Annotated in this window: 16 protein-coding genes; 9 read left to right on the top strand and 7 right to left on the bottom strand. The window is 52.8% G+C overall.

Going from position 1 to position 15,999, the window contains the following annotated elements:
• The first annotated feature begins 8 nt into the window (after positions 1-8).
• The 9 genes from pduO (at position 9) to pduX (ending at position 8,396) form a co-directional block, all read left to right on the top strand.
• Positions 9-1,016 (top strand): two-domain cob(I)yrinic acid a,c-diamide adenosyltransferase PduO, encoded by a 1,008-nt coding sequence (pduO, locus tag F4V61_RS19480; protein ID WP_058819943.1) that lies wholly within the window; start codon positions 9-11, stop codon positions 1,014-1,016.
• Positions 1,013-2,398: a CoA-acylating propionaldehyde dehydrogenase PduP gene (gene pduP / locus F4V61_RS19475; RefSeq protein ID WP_001097661.1), complete on the top strand. Its 1,386-nt coding sequence runs from the start codon at positions 1,013-1,015 to the stop codon at positions 2,396-2,398. Before pduO ends, pduP begins: the two co-directional genes overlap by 4 nt.
• 10 nt (positions 2,399-2,408) lie before the next feature.
• The gene (locus F4V61_RS19470; RefSeq protein ID WP_001091471.1) at positions 2,409-3,521 is read left to right on the top strand and encodes a 1-propanol dehydrogenase PduQ; all 1,113 of its coding nucleotides are present in this window, start codon (positions 2,409-2,411) and stop codon (positions 3,519-3,521) included.
• Positions 3,518-4,873, top strand: coding sequence for a 4Fe-4S dicluster domain-containing protein (locus tag F4V61_RS19465; RefSeq protein ID WP_038395566.1), 1,356 nt, complete (start codon positions 3,518-3,520; stop codon positions 4,871-4,873). The genes F4V61_RS19470 and F4V61_RS19465 overlap by 4 nt, the downstream gene beginning before the upstream one ends.
• A gap of 2 nt (positions 4,874-4,875) precedes the next feature.
• Positions 4,876-5,430, top strand: a complete 555-nt coding sequence (gene pduT / locus F4V61_RS19460; protein WP_000075769.1) for a propanediol utilization microcompartment protein PduT — start codon at positions 4,876-4,878, stop codon at positions 5,428-5,430.
• Positions 5,430-5,780: a propanediol utilization microcompartment protein PduU gene (gene pduU, locus F4V61_RS19455; RefSeq protein ID WP_000402456.1), complete on the top strand. Its 351-nt coding sequence runs from the start codon at positions 5,430-5,432 to the stop codon at positions 5,778-5,780. The genes pduT and pduU overlap by 1 nt, the downstream gene beginning before the upstream one ends.
• A 4-nt stretch (positions 5,781-5,784) precedes the next feature.
• Positions 5,785-6,225: a EutP/PduV family microcompartment system protein gene (gene pduV, locus F4V61_RS19450; protein ID WP_080161273.1), complete on the top strand. Its 441-nt coding sequence runs from the start codon at positions 5,785-5,787 to the stop codon at positions 6,223-6,225.
• A complete protein-coding gene (gene pduW / locus F4V61_RS19445) occupies positions 6,222-7,436 on the top strand; it encodes a propanediol utilization propionate kinase PduW (protein WP_038395563.1) in 1,215 nt (404 codons plus the stop codon). The genes pduV and pduW overlap by 4 nt, the downstream gene beginning before the upstream one ends.
• Before the next feature lie 93 nt (positions 7,437-7,529).
• A complete protein-coding gene (gene pduX / locus F4V61_RS19440; RefSeq protein WP_038397750.1) occupies positions 7,530-8,396 on the top strand; it encodes an L-threonine kinase PduX in 867 nt (288 codons plus the stop codon).
• A 33-nt stretch (positions 8,397-8,429) separates the two neighbouring features.
• On the opposite strand, the gene F4V61_RS19435 is transcribed toward pduX, so the two are convergent.
• The 7 genes from F4V61_RS19435 to phsA all read right to left on the bottom strand — a co-directional run bounded on the left by F4V61_RS19435 (position 8,430) and on the right by phsA (position 15,723).
• Positions 8,430-8,765 carry a DUF496 family protein gene (locus tag F4V61_RS19435; protein ID WP_000450405.1) on the bottom strand — a complete coding sequence of 112 codons (336 nt, stop codon included), beginning with the start codon at positions 8,763-8,765 and terminating at the stop codon, positions 8,430-8,432.
• 242 nt (positions 8,766-9,007) lie between these two features.
• Complete coding sequence (locus tag F4V61_RS19430; protein ID WP_038395561.1) at positions 9,008-10,066, bottom strand: FUSC family protein; 1,059 nt, start codon at positions 10,064-10,066, stop codon at positions 9,008-9,010.
• 117 nt (positions 10,067-10,183) lie between these two features.
• Positions 10,184-10,651 carry a DNA gyrase inhibitor SbmC gene (gene sbmC, locus F4V61_RS19425; RefSeq protein WP_079799011.1) on the bottom strand — a complete coding sequence of 156 codons (468 nt, stop codon included), beginning with the start codon at positions 10,649-10,651 and terminating at the stop codon, positions 10,184-10,186.
• Positions 10,652-10,796: 145 nt separating this feature from the next.
• The gene (gene dacD, locus F4V61_RS19420) at positions 10,797-11,969 is read right to left on the bottom strand and encodes a serine-type D-Ala-D-Ala carboxypeptidase DacD (protein ID WP_038395558.1); all 1,173 of its coding nucleotides are present in this window, start codon (positions 11,967-11,969) and stop codon (positions 10,797-10,799) included.
• Between the two features lie 123 nt (positions 11,970-12,092).
• Positions 12,093-12,857, bottom strand: a complete 765-nt coding sequence (gene phsC / locus F4V61_RS19415) for a thiosulfate reductase cytochrome B subunit (RefSeq protein WP_058345088.1) — start codon at positions 12,855-12,857, stop codon at positions 12,093-12,095.
• On the bottom strand, positions 12,854-13,432 hold the full coding sequence (phsB, locus tag F4V61_RS19410) for a thiosulfate reductase electron transport protein PhsB (protein WP_058345089.1): 579 nt from the start codon (positions 13,430-13,432) through the stop codon (positions 12,854-12,856). Before phsB ends, phsC begins: the two co-directional genes overlap by 4 nt.
• Positions 13,433-13,446: 14 nt before the next feature.
• Positions 13,447-15,723, bottom strand: a complete 2,277-nt coding sequence (phsA, locus tag F4V61_RS19405) for a thiosulfate reductase PhsA (protein WP_079781403.1) — start codon at positions 15,721-15,723, stop codon at positions 13,447-13,449.
• Positions 15,724-15,999: the final 276 nt, after the last annotated feature.

Genomic DNA, 15,999 nt, shown 5'->3' with positions numbered 1-15,999 from the left:
GGTGAACTATGGCGATTTACACCCGAACTGGCGATGCAGGCACCACGGCTTTATTTAGCGGACAACGCGTCAGTAAAACGCATCCACGCGTCGAAGCGTATGGCACGCTGGATGAACTTAATGCCGCATTAAGCTTATGCGCTTGCGCCACGCACCATCCACAGCATCGTCGCTTTATCGAATCTATCCAGCAGCAGATCTTCTGGTTTAGCGCCGAACTGGCCAGTGAAAGTGAACAGCCTAATCCAGGTCAGCGTTATATCAGCACCGAAGAAATTGCCGTACTGGAAGCGGCGATAGATGCGGCAATGTCACGCGTTGCCGTTGTACACAGCTTTATTTTACCGGGTCGCTGCGAAGCGGCGAGCCGACTGCACTTTGCGCGAACGCTTGCGCGTAGAGCTGAAAGACGCCTGGTGGAACTGAGCGCGGACATTGCCGTCAGACAGGTACTGATGCGTTATATCAACCGTCTGTCCGACTGTCTGTACGCACTGGCGCGTGCAGAAGATCATGACGCTCACCAGCGCCACATTATTAACGAAGTGACCAGACGTTATCTCGCCTCAACTTATCCCTCAACCATTAAGGAATCTTCTATGTCCCTTTCGTTTCAGGAGCTCCATCAGCTAATTCGCTCCGCCGTGGCGCGGGCAGAAGAGCTTCATGTTCCGGTTGTTATCAGTATTGTCGATGGTAACGGCACGCCAACCGTGACCTGGCGGATGCCCGACGCGTTGCTGGTCAGCAGCGAACTGGCGCCCAAAAAAGCCTGGACCGCCGTGGCCATGAAATCCGCCACCCATGAACTCGCCTCCGCCGTCCAGCCTGGCGCTGCGCTTTATGGTCTGGACACCCATATGCAGGGGAAAATCGTCACCTTTGGCGGCGGATTCGCCTTGTGGCGTAACGGTGTACTGATTGGCGGCCTTGGTATCAGCGGCGGAAGCGTTGAACAGGACATGGATATTGCACAAGCCGCCATTGCGGCGATTGACGTGAGAACATATCAATGAATACATCTGAACTTGAGATGCTGATCCGCAATATTTTAAGCGAACAGCTAACGCCGGAAAAAACGCAAACGAAAGGAAACGGCATTTTTCAGACTGTTGATGAGGCGATTCGCGCCGCGCATCAGGCTTTCTTACGCTACCAACAATGCCCGCTAAAAACGCGCAGCGCCATTATTCACGCTATGCGCGAGGAGTTGGCGCCGCATCTGGCTTCGCTGGCGGAAGAAAGCGCAGCCGAAACGGGAATGGGCAATAAAGAAGATAAACTCCTCAAAAACAAAGCCGCGCTGGATAACACACCGGGTATTGAAGATCTCACCACAACGGCGCTCACCGGCGACGGCGGGATGGTGCTGTTTGAATATTCGCCGTTTGGCGTTATCGGCTCCGTTGCGCCCAGCACTAACCCGACAGAAACGATTATTAACAACAGCATCAGTATGCTGGCGGCGGGAAACAGCGTTTATTTTAGCCCTCATCCCGGCGCAAAATCAGTGTCGCTCAAGCTGATCGGGATGATCGAAGAGATCGCTTTTCGCTGCTGCGGCATACGTAATCTGCTCGTCACCGTGGCAGAACCTACCTTTGAAGCGACACAGCAGATGATGTCGCATCCTGATATCGCCGTGCTGGCGATTACGGGCGGCCCGGGTATTGTCGCGATGGGCATGAAAAGCGGCAAAAAAGTGATTGGCGCTGGCGCAGGGAATCCGCCCTGCATCGTCGATGAAACCGCCGATCTGGTTAAAGCGGCGGAGGATATCATTAACGGCGCCGCCTTTGATTACAATCTGCCCTGTATTGCCGAGAAAAGCCTGATTGTTGTCGAGAGCGTTGCAGAACGCCTGATTCAGCAGATGCAAGCGTTTGGCGCGCTGCTTCTCAGCCCGTCGGACACGGATAAATTACGTACCGTCTGTCTACAGGATGGTCATGCGAATAAAAAACTGGTGGGTAAGAGCCCGGCGACGCTACTGGAAGCATCAGGCATCGCAACACCAGCAAAAACGCCTCGCCTGCTCATCGCGGCGGTGAATGCCAACGATCCGTGGGTCACGTGTGAACAACTGATGCCCATGCTGCCCATTGTGAAAGTCAGCGATTTTGATAGCGCGCTGGCGTTGGCGCTAAAAGTCGAAGCGGGCCTTCACCATACCGCGATTATGCATTCAGAAAATGTGTCACGACTGAATCTGGCGGCGCGTACCTTACAGACCTCCATATTCGTTAAAAATGGCCCGTCATATGCGGGTATCGGCGTCGGCGGAGAAGGTTTTACCACTTTCACTATCGCCACGCCGACCGGAGAAGGTACGACGTCAGCACGCACATTCGCCCGTTCGCGGCGTTGCGTACTCACTAACGGCTTTTCTATCCGCTAACGAGGTTGTAATGAATACCTTTTCACTACAAACCAGGCTGTATAGCGGTCAGGGCAGTCTGAAGGCGCTTAAGCGTTTTACGAATAAACATATCTGGATTATCTGTGATGCTTTTCTGGCGCGATCGCCGCTGCTTGATACGCTACGTAATGCCTTGCCAGCAAATAATCGTCTCAGCGTTTTTAGCGACATTACGCCGGATCCTACTATCGGTACGGTCGTACAGGGTATTACGCAAATGCAGTCCCTGAATCCTGATGTTGTCATTGGTTTTGGCGGCGGTTCCGCGCTGGATGCCGCAAAAGCTATCGTCTGGTTCAGCCGAGAATTTGGCATCGAAATTGAAACCTGCGTGGCTATCCCTACCACCAGCGGAACGGGATCTGAAGTCACGTGCGCCTGTGTTATTAGCGATCCTGATAAAGGAATTAAATATCCATTATTTAATAACTCGCTTTATCCGGATATGGCTATTCTCGATCCGATGCTGGTGGTCAGCGTACCCGCCACTATTACGGCGAATACGGGCGTGGATGTATTGACCCACGCGCTGGAAGCCTATGTTTCGCTACGCGCCAACGACTTCACAGATGCCCTGGCGGAAAAAGCGACGCAAATCGTCTTTCAGTATCTTCCCGTGGCGGTAAACAAAGGCGATTGTCTGGCAACACGCGGCAAAATGCACAATGCGTCAACGTTAGCCGGTATGGCGTTCAGCCAGGCCGGACTTGGTTTAAACCATGCGATTGCCCACCAGTTAGGCGGGCAGTTTCATCTGCCGCACGGGCTTGCCAACGCTTTATTGCTTCCCTCCGTTATCCGCTTTAATGCACGCGACCCACGCGCTGCGAAGCGATACGCCAGACTCGCCAAAGTCTGCCGTTTATGCCCGGAAAGCGCTAACGAAACCACTTGTCTCAATGCCTTAACGCAGCGCATTGAACAGCTCAAAAAGCAGTGCGCCATCCCAACGCTTGCTGAAGCGCTGAAAGACCAAAAACAGGCTTATACACCGCGTATTCCTGCTATGGCGGAAGCGGCGTTGGCGGATATCACATTGCAAACCAACCCGCGAACCACTGATGCCAGCGCTATAAGAGAGCTACTGGAGGCGCTGTTATGAATACTGCTTCAACCGTCAACCTCGCCGATTGCGACGCGCAAACTATCCGCGATCGCGTGCGCGCCGCTGGCGTGACAGGCGCTGGCGGCGCAGGATTTCCTACTCACGTAAAATTACAGGCGCAGGTCGACACATTTTTGGTTAACGCCGCCGAATGCGAACCTATGCTCAAAGTCGATCAGCAACTGATGGCCTTACAAGCTTCACGGCTGATTCGTGGCGTGCAGTACGCCATGAGAGCAACCGGCGCGCGTGAGGGCATCATCGCGCTTAAAGAAAAATATCAGACGGCAATCAAAGCGTTGACGCCGTTACTGACGCCAGCCATCCGATTGCATATGCTGCCGGATGTCTACCCTGCCGGTGATGAAGTATTAACGATATGGCTGGCAACAGGTCGTCGCGTCCCGCCAGCCGCGCTGCCTGTCAGCGTTGGCGTGGTGGTGAACAATGTACAGACGGTACTGAATATCGCCAGGGCAGTTGAGCAGCAGTATCCGGTTACCCGTCGAACGTTAACGGTCAATGGCGCAGTAGCAAGACCTCTGACATTAACGGTTCCGCTGGGGATGCCGTTACGCGAGGTGTTGGCGATTGCGGGCGGCGCAACGGTGGACAATCCTGGTTTTATTAATGGCGGTCCGATGATGGGAAGTCTCATCCCTTCTCTGGATGCGCCCGTTACGAAGACGACTGGCGGCCTGCTGGTATTACCCAAAACACATCCTTTGATCGCGCGTCGGATGCAAGACGATCGCACAATTCTCGCGATCGCCAGGACGGTTTGCGAGCAATGTCGGTTATGTACGGAGCTCTGCCCAAGACACTTAATCGGTCATGAGCTATCGCCGCATCTGCTGGTGCGCGCCGTTAATTATCACCAGGCCGCGACGCCCCAGCTCTTACTCAGCGCGCTGACCTGCTCGGAATGTAACGTTTGTGAAAGCGTCGCCTGCCCGGTGGGCATCTCCCCGGTTCGCATCAATCGGATGCTTAAGCGCGAACTCAGGGCGCAGCATCAGCGCTACGAAGGACCGCTCCACCCGGCGGATGAGATGGCGAAGTACCGTCTGATTCCCATCAAACGGCTGATCGCCAAACTGGGTTTAAACGACTGGTATCACGACGCGCCATTCACCCCGTTCGAACCGCAGCCTGACAGGGTCATATTACTGCTGCGCCAGCATATCGGCGCCAGCGCGATCCCCTGCGTACAAAAAGGCGATCGCGTAGTGAGAGGACAATGTATCGCTGACATCCCGCAAGACGCATTAGGCGCGCCCATTCACGCCAGTATTGATGGCATCGTTCACGAAATCACCAATGAGGCCATCACGGTCGTAAGAGGTTAATTATGTCTCAGGCAATAGGTATTTTAGAACTCACCAGCATCGCCAAAGGAATGGAAGCTGGCGATGCGATGCTAAAAAGCGCCAATGTGTCGCTCCTGATGAGCAAAACAATCTGTCCGGGTAAGTTTTTATTGATGCTGGGCGGCGATGTCGGCGCAGTGCAACAGGCAATAGCCGCGGGCGTCTCTCTGGCAGGCGAGATGCTCGTCGACAGCCTGGTGCTGGCGAACATCCATGCCAGCGTCTTACCCGCCATTAGCGGGTTAAACGCCGTGGAGCAGCGTCAGGCGATTGGTATTGTTGAAACCTGGAGCGTGGCTGCCTGTATCAGCGCCGCCGATCGGGCGGTAAAAGCCTCCAGTGTGACATTGGTACGCGTCCACATGGCCTTCGGCATTGGCGGGAAGTGCTATATGGTCGTGGCGGGTGATATCTCTGACGTTAATAACGCCGTGACGGTAGCCAGCGAAAGCGCCGGAGAGAAAGGGCTATTAGTTTACCGTTCTGTGATCCCGCGTCCGCATGAGGCTATGTGGCGACAGATGGTGGAGGGATAATGGAAATACACACCACGACCGAACGTATGATTCAGGAGTACGTCCCCGGTAAACAAGTGACGCTGGCGCATCTGATCGCCAATCCCGGTAAGGATTTATTTAAAAAACTGGGCCTGCCTGATGCGGTTGCCGCCATCGGCATTTTAACGATTACGCCCAGCGAGGCGTCTATCATTGCCTGCGATATCGCCACAAAATCAGGCGCCGTCGAGATCGGTTTTCTGGATCGTTTCACGGGCGCAGTGGTGTTGACCGGCGATGTTTCAGCCGTTGAGTATGCGCTTAAACAAGTCACGCGCACGCTGAGCGAAATGATGCGTTTCACCTCATGCCCCGTTACGCGGACGTAATGCCATGAAACGCATCATGCTCATTGGCCCTTCGCGATGCGGTAAAATCTCATTAATGCAGTGCTGGCGTGGAGAGACGCTCCATTATCAAAAAACGCAGACGATTATCTGGTCCCCCGCCGCCATCGACACGCCAGGGGAATATCTGGAAAACCGCTGTCTCTACAGCGCCCTGCTGACCAGCGCCTGCGACGCGGAGGTTATCGCACTGGTACTTAACGCTGACGCCGCGTGGTCGCCTTTTTCACCGGGGTTTACCGCACCGATGAACCGCCCCACGATCGGGATCGTCACCAAATCTGATTTAGCCAGTCCACCGCTAATTTCCTGTGTCCGCACCTGGCTGGAACAGGCTGGCGCGCAACAGGTTTTTATCACCAGCTCGGTAACAAAATCCGGATTTGATGAAATGGCTGCTTTTTTGAATGCTAAGGAATCTTTATGACGCACAACATAATGGCAATTAACGCGGGCAGCTCATCGCTGAAATTTCAGTTACTGGCGATGCCGCAAGGCGACATGCGCTGCCAGGGGTTGATTGAGCGTATTGGAATGGCGGATGCGCAGGTGACAATTAAGACGCTCAGCCAAAAATGGCAGGAAACCGTCCCCGTTGCCGATCATCGCGATGCGGTAACGCTGCTGCTGGAAAAGTTGCTGGGTTATCAAATCATTAACAGTCTGCGGGACATTGACGGGGTGGGCCATCGTGTGGCGCACGGCGGTGAGTTTTTTAAAGACTCGACGCTGGTCACTGATGAAACGTTAGCGCAAATCGAACGTCTTGCTGAACTGGCTCCACTTCACAACCCGGTAAACGCATTGGGTATTCACGTTTTTCGTCAACTGTTGCCTGATGCCCCTTCCGTAGCCGTGTTTGATACGGCATTTCACCAGACGCTGGATGAACCCGCCTATATTTACCCGCTTCCCTGGCGTTATTACGCCGAACTGGGGATTCGCCGTTATGGCTTTCATGGCACCAGCCATAAGTATGTCAGCGGCGTTCTGGCTGAAAAGCTGGGCGTACCACTCAGCACATTACGGGTGATTTGTTGTCATCTTGGAAACGGTAGCAGCGTCTGCGCCATCAAAAACGGGCATTCGGTCAATACGTCGATGGGCTTTACGCCGCAGTCAGGCGTGATGATGGGCACCCGTAGCGGAGATATTGATCCCTCTATTCTGCCGTGGATAGCCCAGCGCGAAAGCAAAACGCCGCAACAGTTGAATCAGTTATTAAATAATGAGTCAGGCTTACTGGGCGTTTCTGGCGTGTCGTCTGATTACCGCGATGTCGAACAGGCAGCCGATACCGGTAACCGGCAGGCTAAACTCGCTCTCACCCTGTTTGCCGAACGCATTCGCGCCACCATTGGCAGTTATATCATGCAAATGGGTGGACTGGATGCGCTGGTATTCACTGGGGGCATTGGTGAGAACTCAGCGTGCGCCAGATCGGCGGTTTGCCATAATTTGCAATTTTTAGGCTTAGCCGTTGATGAAGAGAAAAATCAGCGTAATGCGACATTTATCCAGACGGAGAACGCCCTGGTGAAAGTCGCCGTCATCAACACCAACGAAGAGTTAATGATCGCACAAGACGTTATGCGCATTGCGCTACCGGCCACGGAAGGGCTTTGTGTACCAGCCTGAGAGCGTTATACGACGAATTGCGGCAAGTCATGGTAATAACACTTTTACCATGACACTATGCGCGCACCCTATTCGTACCTGAAAGGTGATAACGTGGCTGTTGCGCAATGCCCCGCCTCATGCGGGGAACTTATCCAGGGATGGATTCTGGGCAGTGAGAAACTGGTCTCCTGCCCGGTTGACTGGTACAGCACCGTAGCAGTCACGGCTGCGCCGCCGTTGGTAAACGAGCGCCCATTGTCGCGGGCGATGGTGGAGCGCATTCTGGCGCACTGGCAGTATCCTGCGCACTGGAGTAACGAGATTCGCGTCGACGTGCGTTCGTCAATTCCCATTGCCAAAGGCATGGCCAGCAGCACCGCAGATATCGCCGCTACGGCGGTGGCAACGGCGCATCATCTTGGCCATTCGCTGGATGAAGCTACCCTTGCACGGCTTTGTGTCTCAATAGAACCCACCGATAGCACCGTTTTTCATCAATTAACGCTGTTTGATCACAATAATGCGGCCACGCAAATCGCCTGCGAACCACCGCCGCCACTCGATTTGCTGGTGCTGGAAAGCCCGGCCACGCTACGCACGCAAGATTATCACCGTCTCCCCCGGCGGCAGAAATTACTAGCAAGTTCAGCTACCTTGCAGCAGGCCTGGAGTCTGGTGCAGGAGGCCTGTATAACGCAAAATCCGCTCCGACTGGGTGAGGCGGCAACACTTAGCGCTATCGCCAGCCAGACTCTGTTACCTAAGCCGGGATTTACCGCCCTGCTGTCGCTGGTCGAAGAGTGCGATTTATACGGATTGAATGTGGCGCATAGCGGTAGCGTGGTGGGTCTGATGCTGGACCGGAAACGTCATGACATTGCGCGCCTGAAAAGTAAGCTGGCAGAGAAAAAACTTACCCGACACTGGCCAAAACAACATTTACTCAAGATGGTAACTGGCGGGGTCAAACTGCAGTGAGAGCCTGATATACGCTCCCACTGCCGTAGCGCATTATTCGGCTTTTACATCGGCGTGTTTCATTTCGCCCATCGCTTTCAGCTTTTTGGAAATGTCGCGACGCTCTTTGGAGATTTCGGCATTTTTGATGATGTAATCATCAACGCGATCTTCATAGTCGCTTTTCATACTGGCGATGATGCCCTGAATCGCCTCAACGCTCATACCCGGCTTGATATAGTCGCTCAGGTTGTCCAGCAGCAGCACGCGCTTCTGGTTGTCACGGATCTTCTTCTCAATGTCCTGAATTTCACGCTGCAGTTTATTTTTGCGACGGAACAGACGAACAAACTCCAGCACGTCCTGGAAAGAAGGCTTGGTTGTTTCCATTTTTACACCCCTGATAATGTGAGATTCGGATTCGTTAAGCAACCGCTAGTGGATAAACATTACGTTTATCCCCGTGATACTTCAAGCCGTCAGAAGAAACGCCGTTACGTCGCCGCCTGCGGGAACCTGAACGTTCGGGGATAAAACCGTTGCCAGTAATACTCATTTTATCCTTTATTAGTATCATACTCTTAATCTTTGCTGAATCGAAGCAGCAACGAAATCATTCGCCCCATCTTTTTTTATTTGCGCAAAGCCCGGCAGATCAAATGCGAAAGCAGTTCCAACTGTCGCGCCGTTTCCATACTTAGCCAGACATAGCCGTGGATGGGCGTCTCAGCCACCGTGTCACCCTGCTGCTCGTTCATTAATTGCCGCAGCTCAGCAACGATATCATTCAGTTTACCGGTATTTGCCATTACCGGCTGCGGATTGCCTTCGTACAAGGCGTGTGCGATGGTTAACAAGGTTTGCTGCGTCATCTGCTGGGTTTCACGCAATGTTTGCGCGTTAAGCATCACATAATGGCTGGCGCGCGTCGCCCAGTGGGCATTGATTTGTAATTCAAGCATACAGACCAGATTGCGGTTAATGGTCTGAATGGCCTCGAAAACAGATTTTTGTATCCGGGTTTCTTTACTGGCGGGCGTTATCAGCCCGCGCATTTTGACCACATTATTAAGCAACTGTTGCAAATGCCTATCCAGCCGGGGACGCTCCAGCAAATTCGGCGACAGCGCCGCCTGATACACCCGATTATATGCCGTGACGCAATGCGCCAGTTGGATGCGCCAGTGCAAAAAGGCGCGCTGCGGCCAGATGCCGGTAAACAACATCGCCAGTAGCGACCCCAAAATCACATCCCCGCCACGCCATAATGCCGTATCCATATCGCCCGCGGGAGCGCCGACAACAACAGCGAGTGTTATACCTATCAGTAATGCCTGATACGGTTTTTTCCCTAAGGTCAGCCACCCGCATAAAAACATGGCTACCGCACACCACACCAGCATCAGCGGTAAGGAAAAGAGCTCCAGGCGTAGCGCCACTAGTCCCAATGCGGCACCCAAAATCGTACCGCCTATGCGCTCAAAAGCGCGAGGCGCCACATTACCCCAAAACGAGATGGGCCCCATGATCACCACTAAAGTGATAAGCGGCCATGTGCCTTCGGGAATAGAAAACAGACGAACCAGCAAAAAGGTAAAAATGAATGCCAGGGCGATACGTATGCCATGCACGATGCGATAATGAAGGTACAACCTTATTTCAAAAGGGCTTAATGACTTATCGGCACGCATTCTTGCACTCCTTACGGGAATGGCAAAAAAAGCATTGTACCTGCTTTATAGCAAAAATGAGCACTGGCGGACGGAACAACCTACCCGTCCGCTATTTTCAGGTTGAAAACGAATCAATCACTTCCGCCGTACCGGAATATACATTTCAATATCCCAGTATCCGTCTTCGACGCCGTTATTCAGATAGGTTTCAAAACAGGGCTCAGAGGTTATCTGGTAAGCGCTGTCCTGTAGCAAAGCGTCAAAAAACTGATACCACGGCGTCGCAAAATCGTGATCTTCAACGCGTGCGACAGCGGTGGCGTATTCGCCGCCTTCGATTTCAGTCACGATTACGCCTTCGCTATTGTCCGGCAGGACAAAATTCTCCGCTACGGAAACCACGGTATCGCAGCGGAGTTTTTCCGCAGGCACTTCATCCGGATTATCGTAGTAAACGGCTATCCATTCAATCGGGACGATTTGCTTTCCGTCTACCCACATCATCAGTTGTTTAAAACCCTGCTTTACGGTTTGTTCCCATGGGCCGACCATGTGGAAACCGGCTATCTTACGTTTTTGTTCCTGCCTGATTTCGTAATCCATGTTGCCTCCATCATTTTACTGTACTTATATACAGTATAATTTTACTTTTCATCGTCACAAGGACAGAGTGATTATTATGTGAGCAGACTCGCACTCCCACCATTTGCGACGCCGGAGATTGAGGCGCATGGCACGTTACAACGGCTTAGGCTTTATGCTGAAAATAGTCGCTCAGTCGAGAGAACATACCGCCTTTACCAACCGACTCCAGAGTGACCAGCGGCCACTGGGCGATCAGTTTATCCCGGTCGTAGAGCTCTATTTCACCTACCCGTTGATGAGCGGCGATTGGCGCCTCCAGATCTTTTTTATCCAGCACATATTTTGCTTTGATATGCGGAATTTCCGCTTTAGGCAGCGCCATCCAGAAGTCTTGTTCCGTCCCCAGCGCAATCTTTTCTCTGTCTCCGTACCAGATCCGCTCGCTGCCCACTTTTTTGCCGCTGTGCAAAATCTGCACCGTCGCAAAATTTTGCTGGCCCCACTGCAACAGTTTTCGCGCCTGTTCTTCACGGCCTTTCGCACTTTTCGCCCCCATGACAACGGCGATAAGTCGACGCTGCCCGTCCACCGCCGATGCGATAAGATTAAATCCCGCTCCCGACGTGTGTCCGGTTTTAAGCCCGTCGATATGCATTGTCTTATCCCACAATAAGCCGTTGCGATTCTGCTGCGTGATACCGTTCCAGGTCAGGCTCTTCTCGCTGTACATATGATAAAATTCAGGCTCGCCGTGAATAATCGCCCGTGAGAGTACGGCCAGGTCATACGCGGAGCTATGTTGTCCCGGCGCGTCCAGCCCGTGTACGGTTTCAAAATGGGTATCCTGCAAATTGAGTTTTTTCACATAGCTGTTCATCATCGCTACAAACTGCGGCTGCCCGCCCGCGATATAATCCGCCAGCGCCACACAAGCATCGTTACCAGAATCCACAATTAAGCCACGGCTTAAATCACGTACCGACACGCGGTCCCCTTCTTTTAAAAACATCAACGAGGAGCCGACAAACACCGGATTATCCTTCGCCCAGGCGTCGCGCCCAACGGTGACGATATCGTCAGGGCTGATACGATGACTATCGATGGCGCGATCGACGACGTAGCCCGTCATTAGCTTGGTAAGGCTGGCGGGATTACGTTGCTGGTGTTCATTACCGGCGGTAAGAACCTGTCCCGTAGTGTAATCCATCAACACCCAGGCGCCTGCATCAATGGCTGGCGGTTGGGGAGCAAAACTTACGGCATCGGCCGCAAGCGCAGGAGAAAGGTGCATCGCGAATAAAGAAGCGGCAATAAACAAACGGCGTTTCAACAGCATGTCCTCAGGATGGTCTCAATTTGCCGTTCTTTTTACGGAAGTTCAGTTAAACAAACATGGATAAATTGCAAGAAAATGTGACACAAGGCACATTTTCTTGCTGACTTTATTTTATGGATATACTCAGACGGCGGACTTATCCCCGCGCGGCGCGGTACGATGACGGTGATAGCCGTCAACCATGCTACGGAAAATTTGTCCCGGCGTGTCGCCAAGAGTACACAGATAGAGATGCGCGCAAATAAACAGTAAGCCGATGATAGCAAGCGCCATATGCAGCACCAGCATCACAGGGCCCAGACCCGCAACCTGCGGATAGAGACACAGCAAACCGGTGATGATTAACAGCGGTACCAGCGCGTACATAATCGCCAGATATGCCAGTTGTTGCAGTGGATTGAACTTATTCTGCTCTGTTGCCGCGAACGGATGCGCTTCCCCTTTCATGATGCCAAAAAGGTAAAAACGCGTCTGGCGTATGCAGCGCGTCACCAGTCCGGAAAAATTTACCCGATAGTGACGCCCGTTACCTGTGGTGAGATTGATCAGCACAAACCCGACCCAGAAAGCCAGTAAGGCAAAACCACACCAGGTATGCACCTGCACCATTAGCGCTACAGGGCCGAGAGAAAAATGACCAAATAAACCGCTTAACAGTAATAAAACAAACAGTAACGCATTTCCCCAATGCCAACGGCGAATCGCCAGCGAGTAGAGATAGTCACGATGCTCTTCGCCGCCCGCCGTTTTTGGCGCAAGCATCCGCCGCAATAACGCATGGACAACCAGTCCGACAAGCATGAGCAGCACCACGACTCCTGCGTAAATTAACCACAGCGGCCAATAATCCGGCGCATAGTGTAGTTCCGCTCCCCAGATAGTATTCATGCTTTACCCTCCTGATGGACTTCTTTACGACGGTACAAACTGACAGCCCCACTACGCGCCTCCTGCTGGCGATAGACCTCTTTCTGGTTGACCCAGCGCTGGATCTCGCTCTCATCCAGTCTGCCGAATTTCAGCGCGTCCGTTGGGCAAACGGATACGCACGCCGGAGACTGCCCCTCGGCCAACCGCGTATCGGCACAGAAGTTACACTTGTCGGCGATGCCGGTTTGCGGATTCAGATAGCGCACATGGAAAGAACAAGCGGCAACACAATAATCGCAGCCAATGCAGCGCGATTTATCAACCTGAACGATACCGTTTTCATCGCGGTATGACGCTCCGGTAGGACAAACGCTAACACATGGCGCATTTTCACAGTGCTGACAGGAGACGCGGACAAATTGAAAATGCGTGAGCGCGTCAGACGCCTGTTCAGGCGCGCGAATTTGCACCTGTACGCGGCTAACCCCCTCCGGCACGTCATTAAGCACTTTGCAGGCAACGGTACATGCCTGGCAGCCAATACAGCGCTTTTCATCATGCAGCATGACGTACTGGGTTGTTAAATGATTCATGGTTCCCTCCTTCCTCATGCCCGGCTCAGCGTCACGCCTGCGGTATGTACTACCGTACCGGATACCGGGCTCGTCACGTGCGGTAGTAAATTACCGCAGTGGATGCCGTGTGTCGTCGCCGCCGTTTTGGCCCCGGCTTTAGCGCCGAATCCCATATAGACGAATAGCGTGTCCGGACGGATACCGGGCGTCACCAGCGCCTTACCTTTTTCTTTACCCGTGGCATTTTCCAGCCAGATCTCATCGCCAGTCTTGATGCCTTTTTCTCGTGCCGTTTGCGGATGAACCCAGACCGCGTTATCCCACATCAACTCGCTGAGTAAAGGTACGTATTGCGTCGCGCCATTGGTATGAACGGCCACCTTGCCCTGAATGAAGTAAAGCTCATTCTCTTTTTTGAGCGCAAAATCACGAACGCGCGGAACGCCGTAGCCTGGGAGCAATCCCTCCAGATTTTCGGAATAAAGCTCTATTTTGCCAGAGGGCGACTTGAAGCGAAGCTGTTCGCCATAGGTGTTATCGCTGTCCGTCGCGATAGCGCCGGGATAACGCGCCGTAAACTGGCGAACGGATTCCGGTTCGCGTAATAGCAGCGGGACGCCCCATTCAAGATACCCTTTCTGCCGCAGTTCTTTCGCTAAGGCATGGTCACCATTCAACTGATAGAGTTGACGCGTCTGCATATCCTGCCACGGATAGTACTGCCCTAACCCCAACTGCTCGCCAAGTTCTTTCCAGATTTGCCAACTCGGACGCGCCTCGCCAATCGGCTCTACAACCTGTTGGCGTAGAGCGTAAGCCGGTTGCAGTCCCGACATATCCGATACCTCTTCATCCCGTTCGAGATAGGTACATTCCGGCAGCAGATAGTCGGCATGTGCTGCGCTTTCGCTCAAATAGACATCGCAACTGACCACCAGCTCCAGTTGCTCAACGGTTTTTACCAGGTCCGGGCGGCAGGTGACGGTCTGGAAGGGATTATGCCGTGACATAATCCACGCTTTTATCGGGTAAGGCTTCTGGGTTAACGCCGCATCAATAATGCTTTGCACCACGCCGCCGCCAGCAGCGATATATTTAAATTGCGGTGCGACCAGATCGATACGCTGCGCTGTCGGTTTCGGCATATTTTTAATGTTGGGTTTCGCCAGCGTCGGCGCGACCCTTTCCCCGGCCAGTTTGTTGTAAACCGACGCGCCTTTTTTCTGATACAGCCCACCTTCGCGCTCAATATTACCGAGCAGTACATTGAGCGTAAAAATCATCCGCCGCATATCGATCTCTTCCTGGGAGAACGTCGCGCGATGGCCAGGGCTGACAATAGCATGGGGAGCGCAGGCGGCCAGTTCGCGCGTCACCCGCGCAATAGCGTCGGCAGGGACATCGGCCTGCGCTTCCGCCCATTCCGGCGTCGCCTCTTTTACCGCCTGTGCTAATTGTTCAAATCCGGTAGTATAACGCTCGACAAAAGACGCATCGTAGAGTTGTTCGTCAATCATGACGTGACACATCGCCAGCAGAACCGCTAAATCACCGCCGGGGCGAATAGCGTGCCATTCATCTGCCTTGCTGGAAAATATCGACAAGCGCGGATCAAAGCTGACCATTTTGGCCCCCTTCACCTGCGCGGTCATTAATTCATGGGTATCCGCGACTTCAATACCTTCATACAAATTGTGGCCAAACGAAACCAGATAGCGCGTGTTGGCGATATCCATCGCCAGATCGCCGCCCATCATCACTTTTGCCGCGATAGCTTTCCCGGCAGGGCATGTTGAGGCATGAGTAAAAGTATTAGGCGAACCAAAGGCAGTCGCCAGATGGAAAAGATGGCTGGATAGCGAACCCGATTTGGAAGAGAAAACCACGGACTCCGGGCCATGCTGCGCTTTGATGGCATTCATTTTCGCCGCAATTTCCTGGTAAGCCTGTTGCCAGCTAATCACTTGCCATTCACCGCCGCCGCGCGGTCCGTTGCGTTTCATGGGTTTTACAATCCGTTGCGGGTCATTAACCAGGCTGACGCCGCTCCCGCCCCTGGCGCATACGCGTGTTCCCTGCTGCGGCGCAAAAGGATTGCCCTGGATAAAAACGGTCTTGTTATTGACTACCTGCGCCTGAACAGGACAACGAAAGGAACACATTTCGCACAAACTTGGCGTTAGCGTGGTTTTACCGTTAATTCCGGCAACCGGGTTGCGCGCCAGCGCCCCAGGCGGAAAAGCGCCCAGTGCGCAGGCAGAGCAGCCTATGCCTACCCCCTGCAAAAAAGAACGACGACTTATGCTCATATAACCTCCTGTTATTAGATATAACTGAAGATTATATGTAAGTTGTATTATGAAATTTCGGCTTTAATCACAAACTTACACAGTTGTTAAAAAAATGCCGCAACAGAACAAAACCATTTGTCTTATAAAAACTTTACATTCTTCTGAACACGTAGGGTGAATGTGATTAAATAAATTCAATAATTACCCAATAATTACCTTTTAATGATAAGAAAAATATAACTCTAATAACGCACAATAATATTTTAAAAAAGTCAATTAATTCCAGTAATTTTC

The sequence above is a fragment of the Salmonella enterica subsp. arizonae genome (assembly GCF_008692845.1).
Classification (GTDB): domain Bacteria; phylum Pseudomonadota; class Gammaproteobacteria; order Enterobacterales; family Enterobacteriaceae; genus Salmonella; species Salmonella arizonae.
The sequence above is the reverse complement of the archived record's forward strand: the minus strand, read 5'-3'. Positions and strand labels throughout refer to the sequence as shown.

Coding starts and splice junctions, on each gene's coding strand:
- pduO (WP_058819943.1), top strand. CDS start 9: ATGGCGATTTACACCCGAACTGGCGATGCAGGCACCACGGCTTTATTT.
- pduT (WP_000075769.1), top strand. CDS start 4,876: ATGTCTCAGGCAATAGGTATTTTAGAACTCACCAGCATCGCCAAAGGA.
- F4V61_RS19470 (WP_001091471.1), top strand. CDS start 2,409: ATGAATACCTTTTCACTACAAACCAGGCTGTATAGCGGTCAGGGCAGT.
- pduU (WP_000402456.1), top strand. CDS start 5,430: ATGGAAATACACACCACGACCGAACGTATGATTCAGGAGTACGTCCCC.
- phsB (WP_058345089.1), bottom strand. CDS start 13,432: ATGAATCATTTAACAACCCAGTACGTCATGCTGCATGATGAAAAGCGC.
- pduP (WP_001097661.1), top strand. CDS start 1,013: ATGAATACATCTGAACTTGAGATGCTGATCCGCAATATTTTAAGCGAA.
- dacD (WP_038395558.1), bottom strand. CDS start 11,969: ATGCTGTTGAAACGCCGTTTGTTTATTGCCGCTTCTTTATTCGCGATG.
- F4V61_RS19430 (WP_038395561.1), bottom strand. CDS start 10,066: ATGCGTGCCGATAAGTCATTAAGCCCTTTTGAAATAAGGTTGTACCTT.
- pduW (WP_038395563.1), top strand. CDS start 6,222: ATGACGCACAACATAATGGCAATTAACGCGGGCAGCTCATCGCTGAAA.
- F4V61_RS19435 (WP_000450405.1), bottom strand. CDS start 8,765: ATGGAAACAACCAAGCCTTCTTTCCAGGACGTGCTGGAGTTTGTTCGT.
- phsA (WP_079781403.1), bottom strand. CDS start 15,723: ATGAGCATAAGTCGTCGTTCTTTTTTGCAGGGGGTAGGCATAGGCTGC.
- phsC (WP_058345088.1), bottom strand. CDS start 12,857: ATGAATACTATCTGGGGAGCGGAACTACACTATGCGCCGGATTATTGG.
- sbmC (WP_079799011.1), bottom strand. CDS start 10,651: ATGGATTACGAAATCAGGCAGGAACAAAAACGTAAGATAGCCGGTTTC.
- pduV (WP_080161273.1), top strand. CDS start 5,785: ATGAAACGCATCATGCTCATTGGCCCTTCGCGATGCGGTAAAATCTCA.
- F4V61_RS19465 (WP_038395566.1), top strand. CDS start 3,518: ATGAATACTGCTTCAACCGTCAACCTCGCCGATTGCGACGCGCAAACT.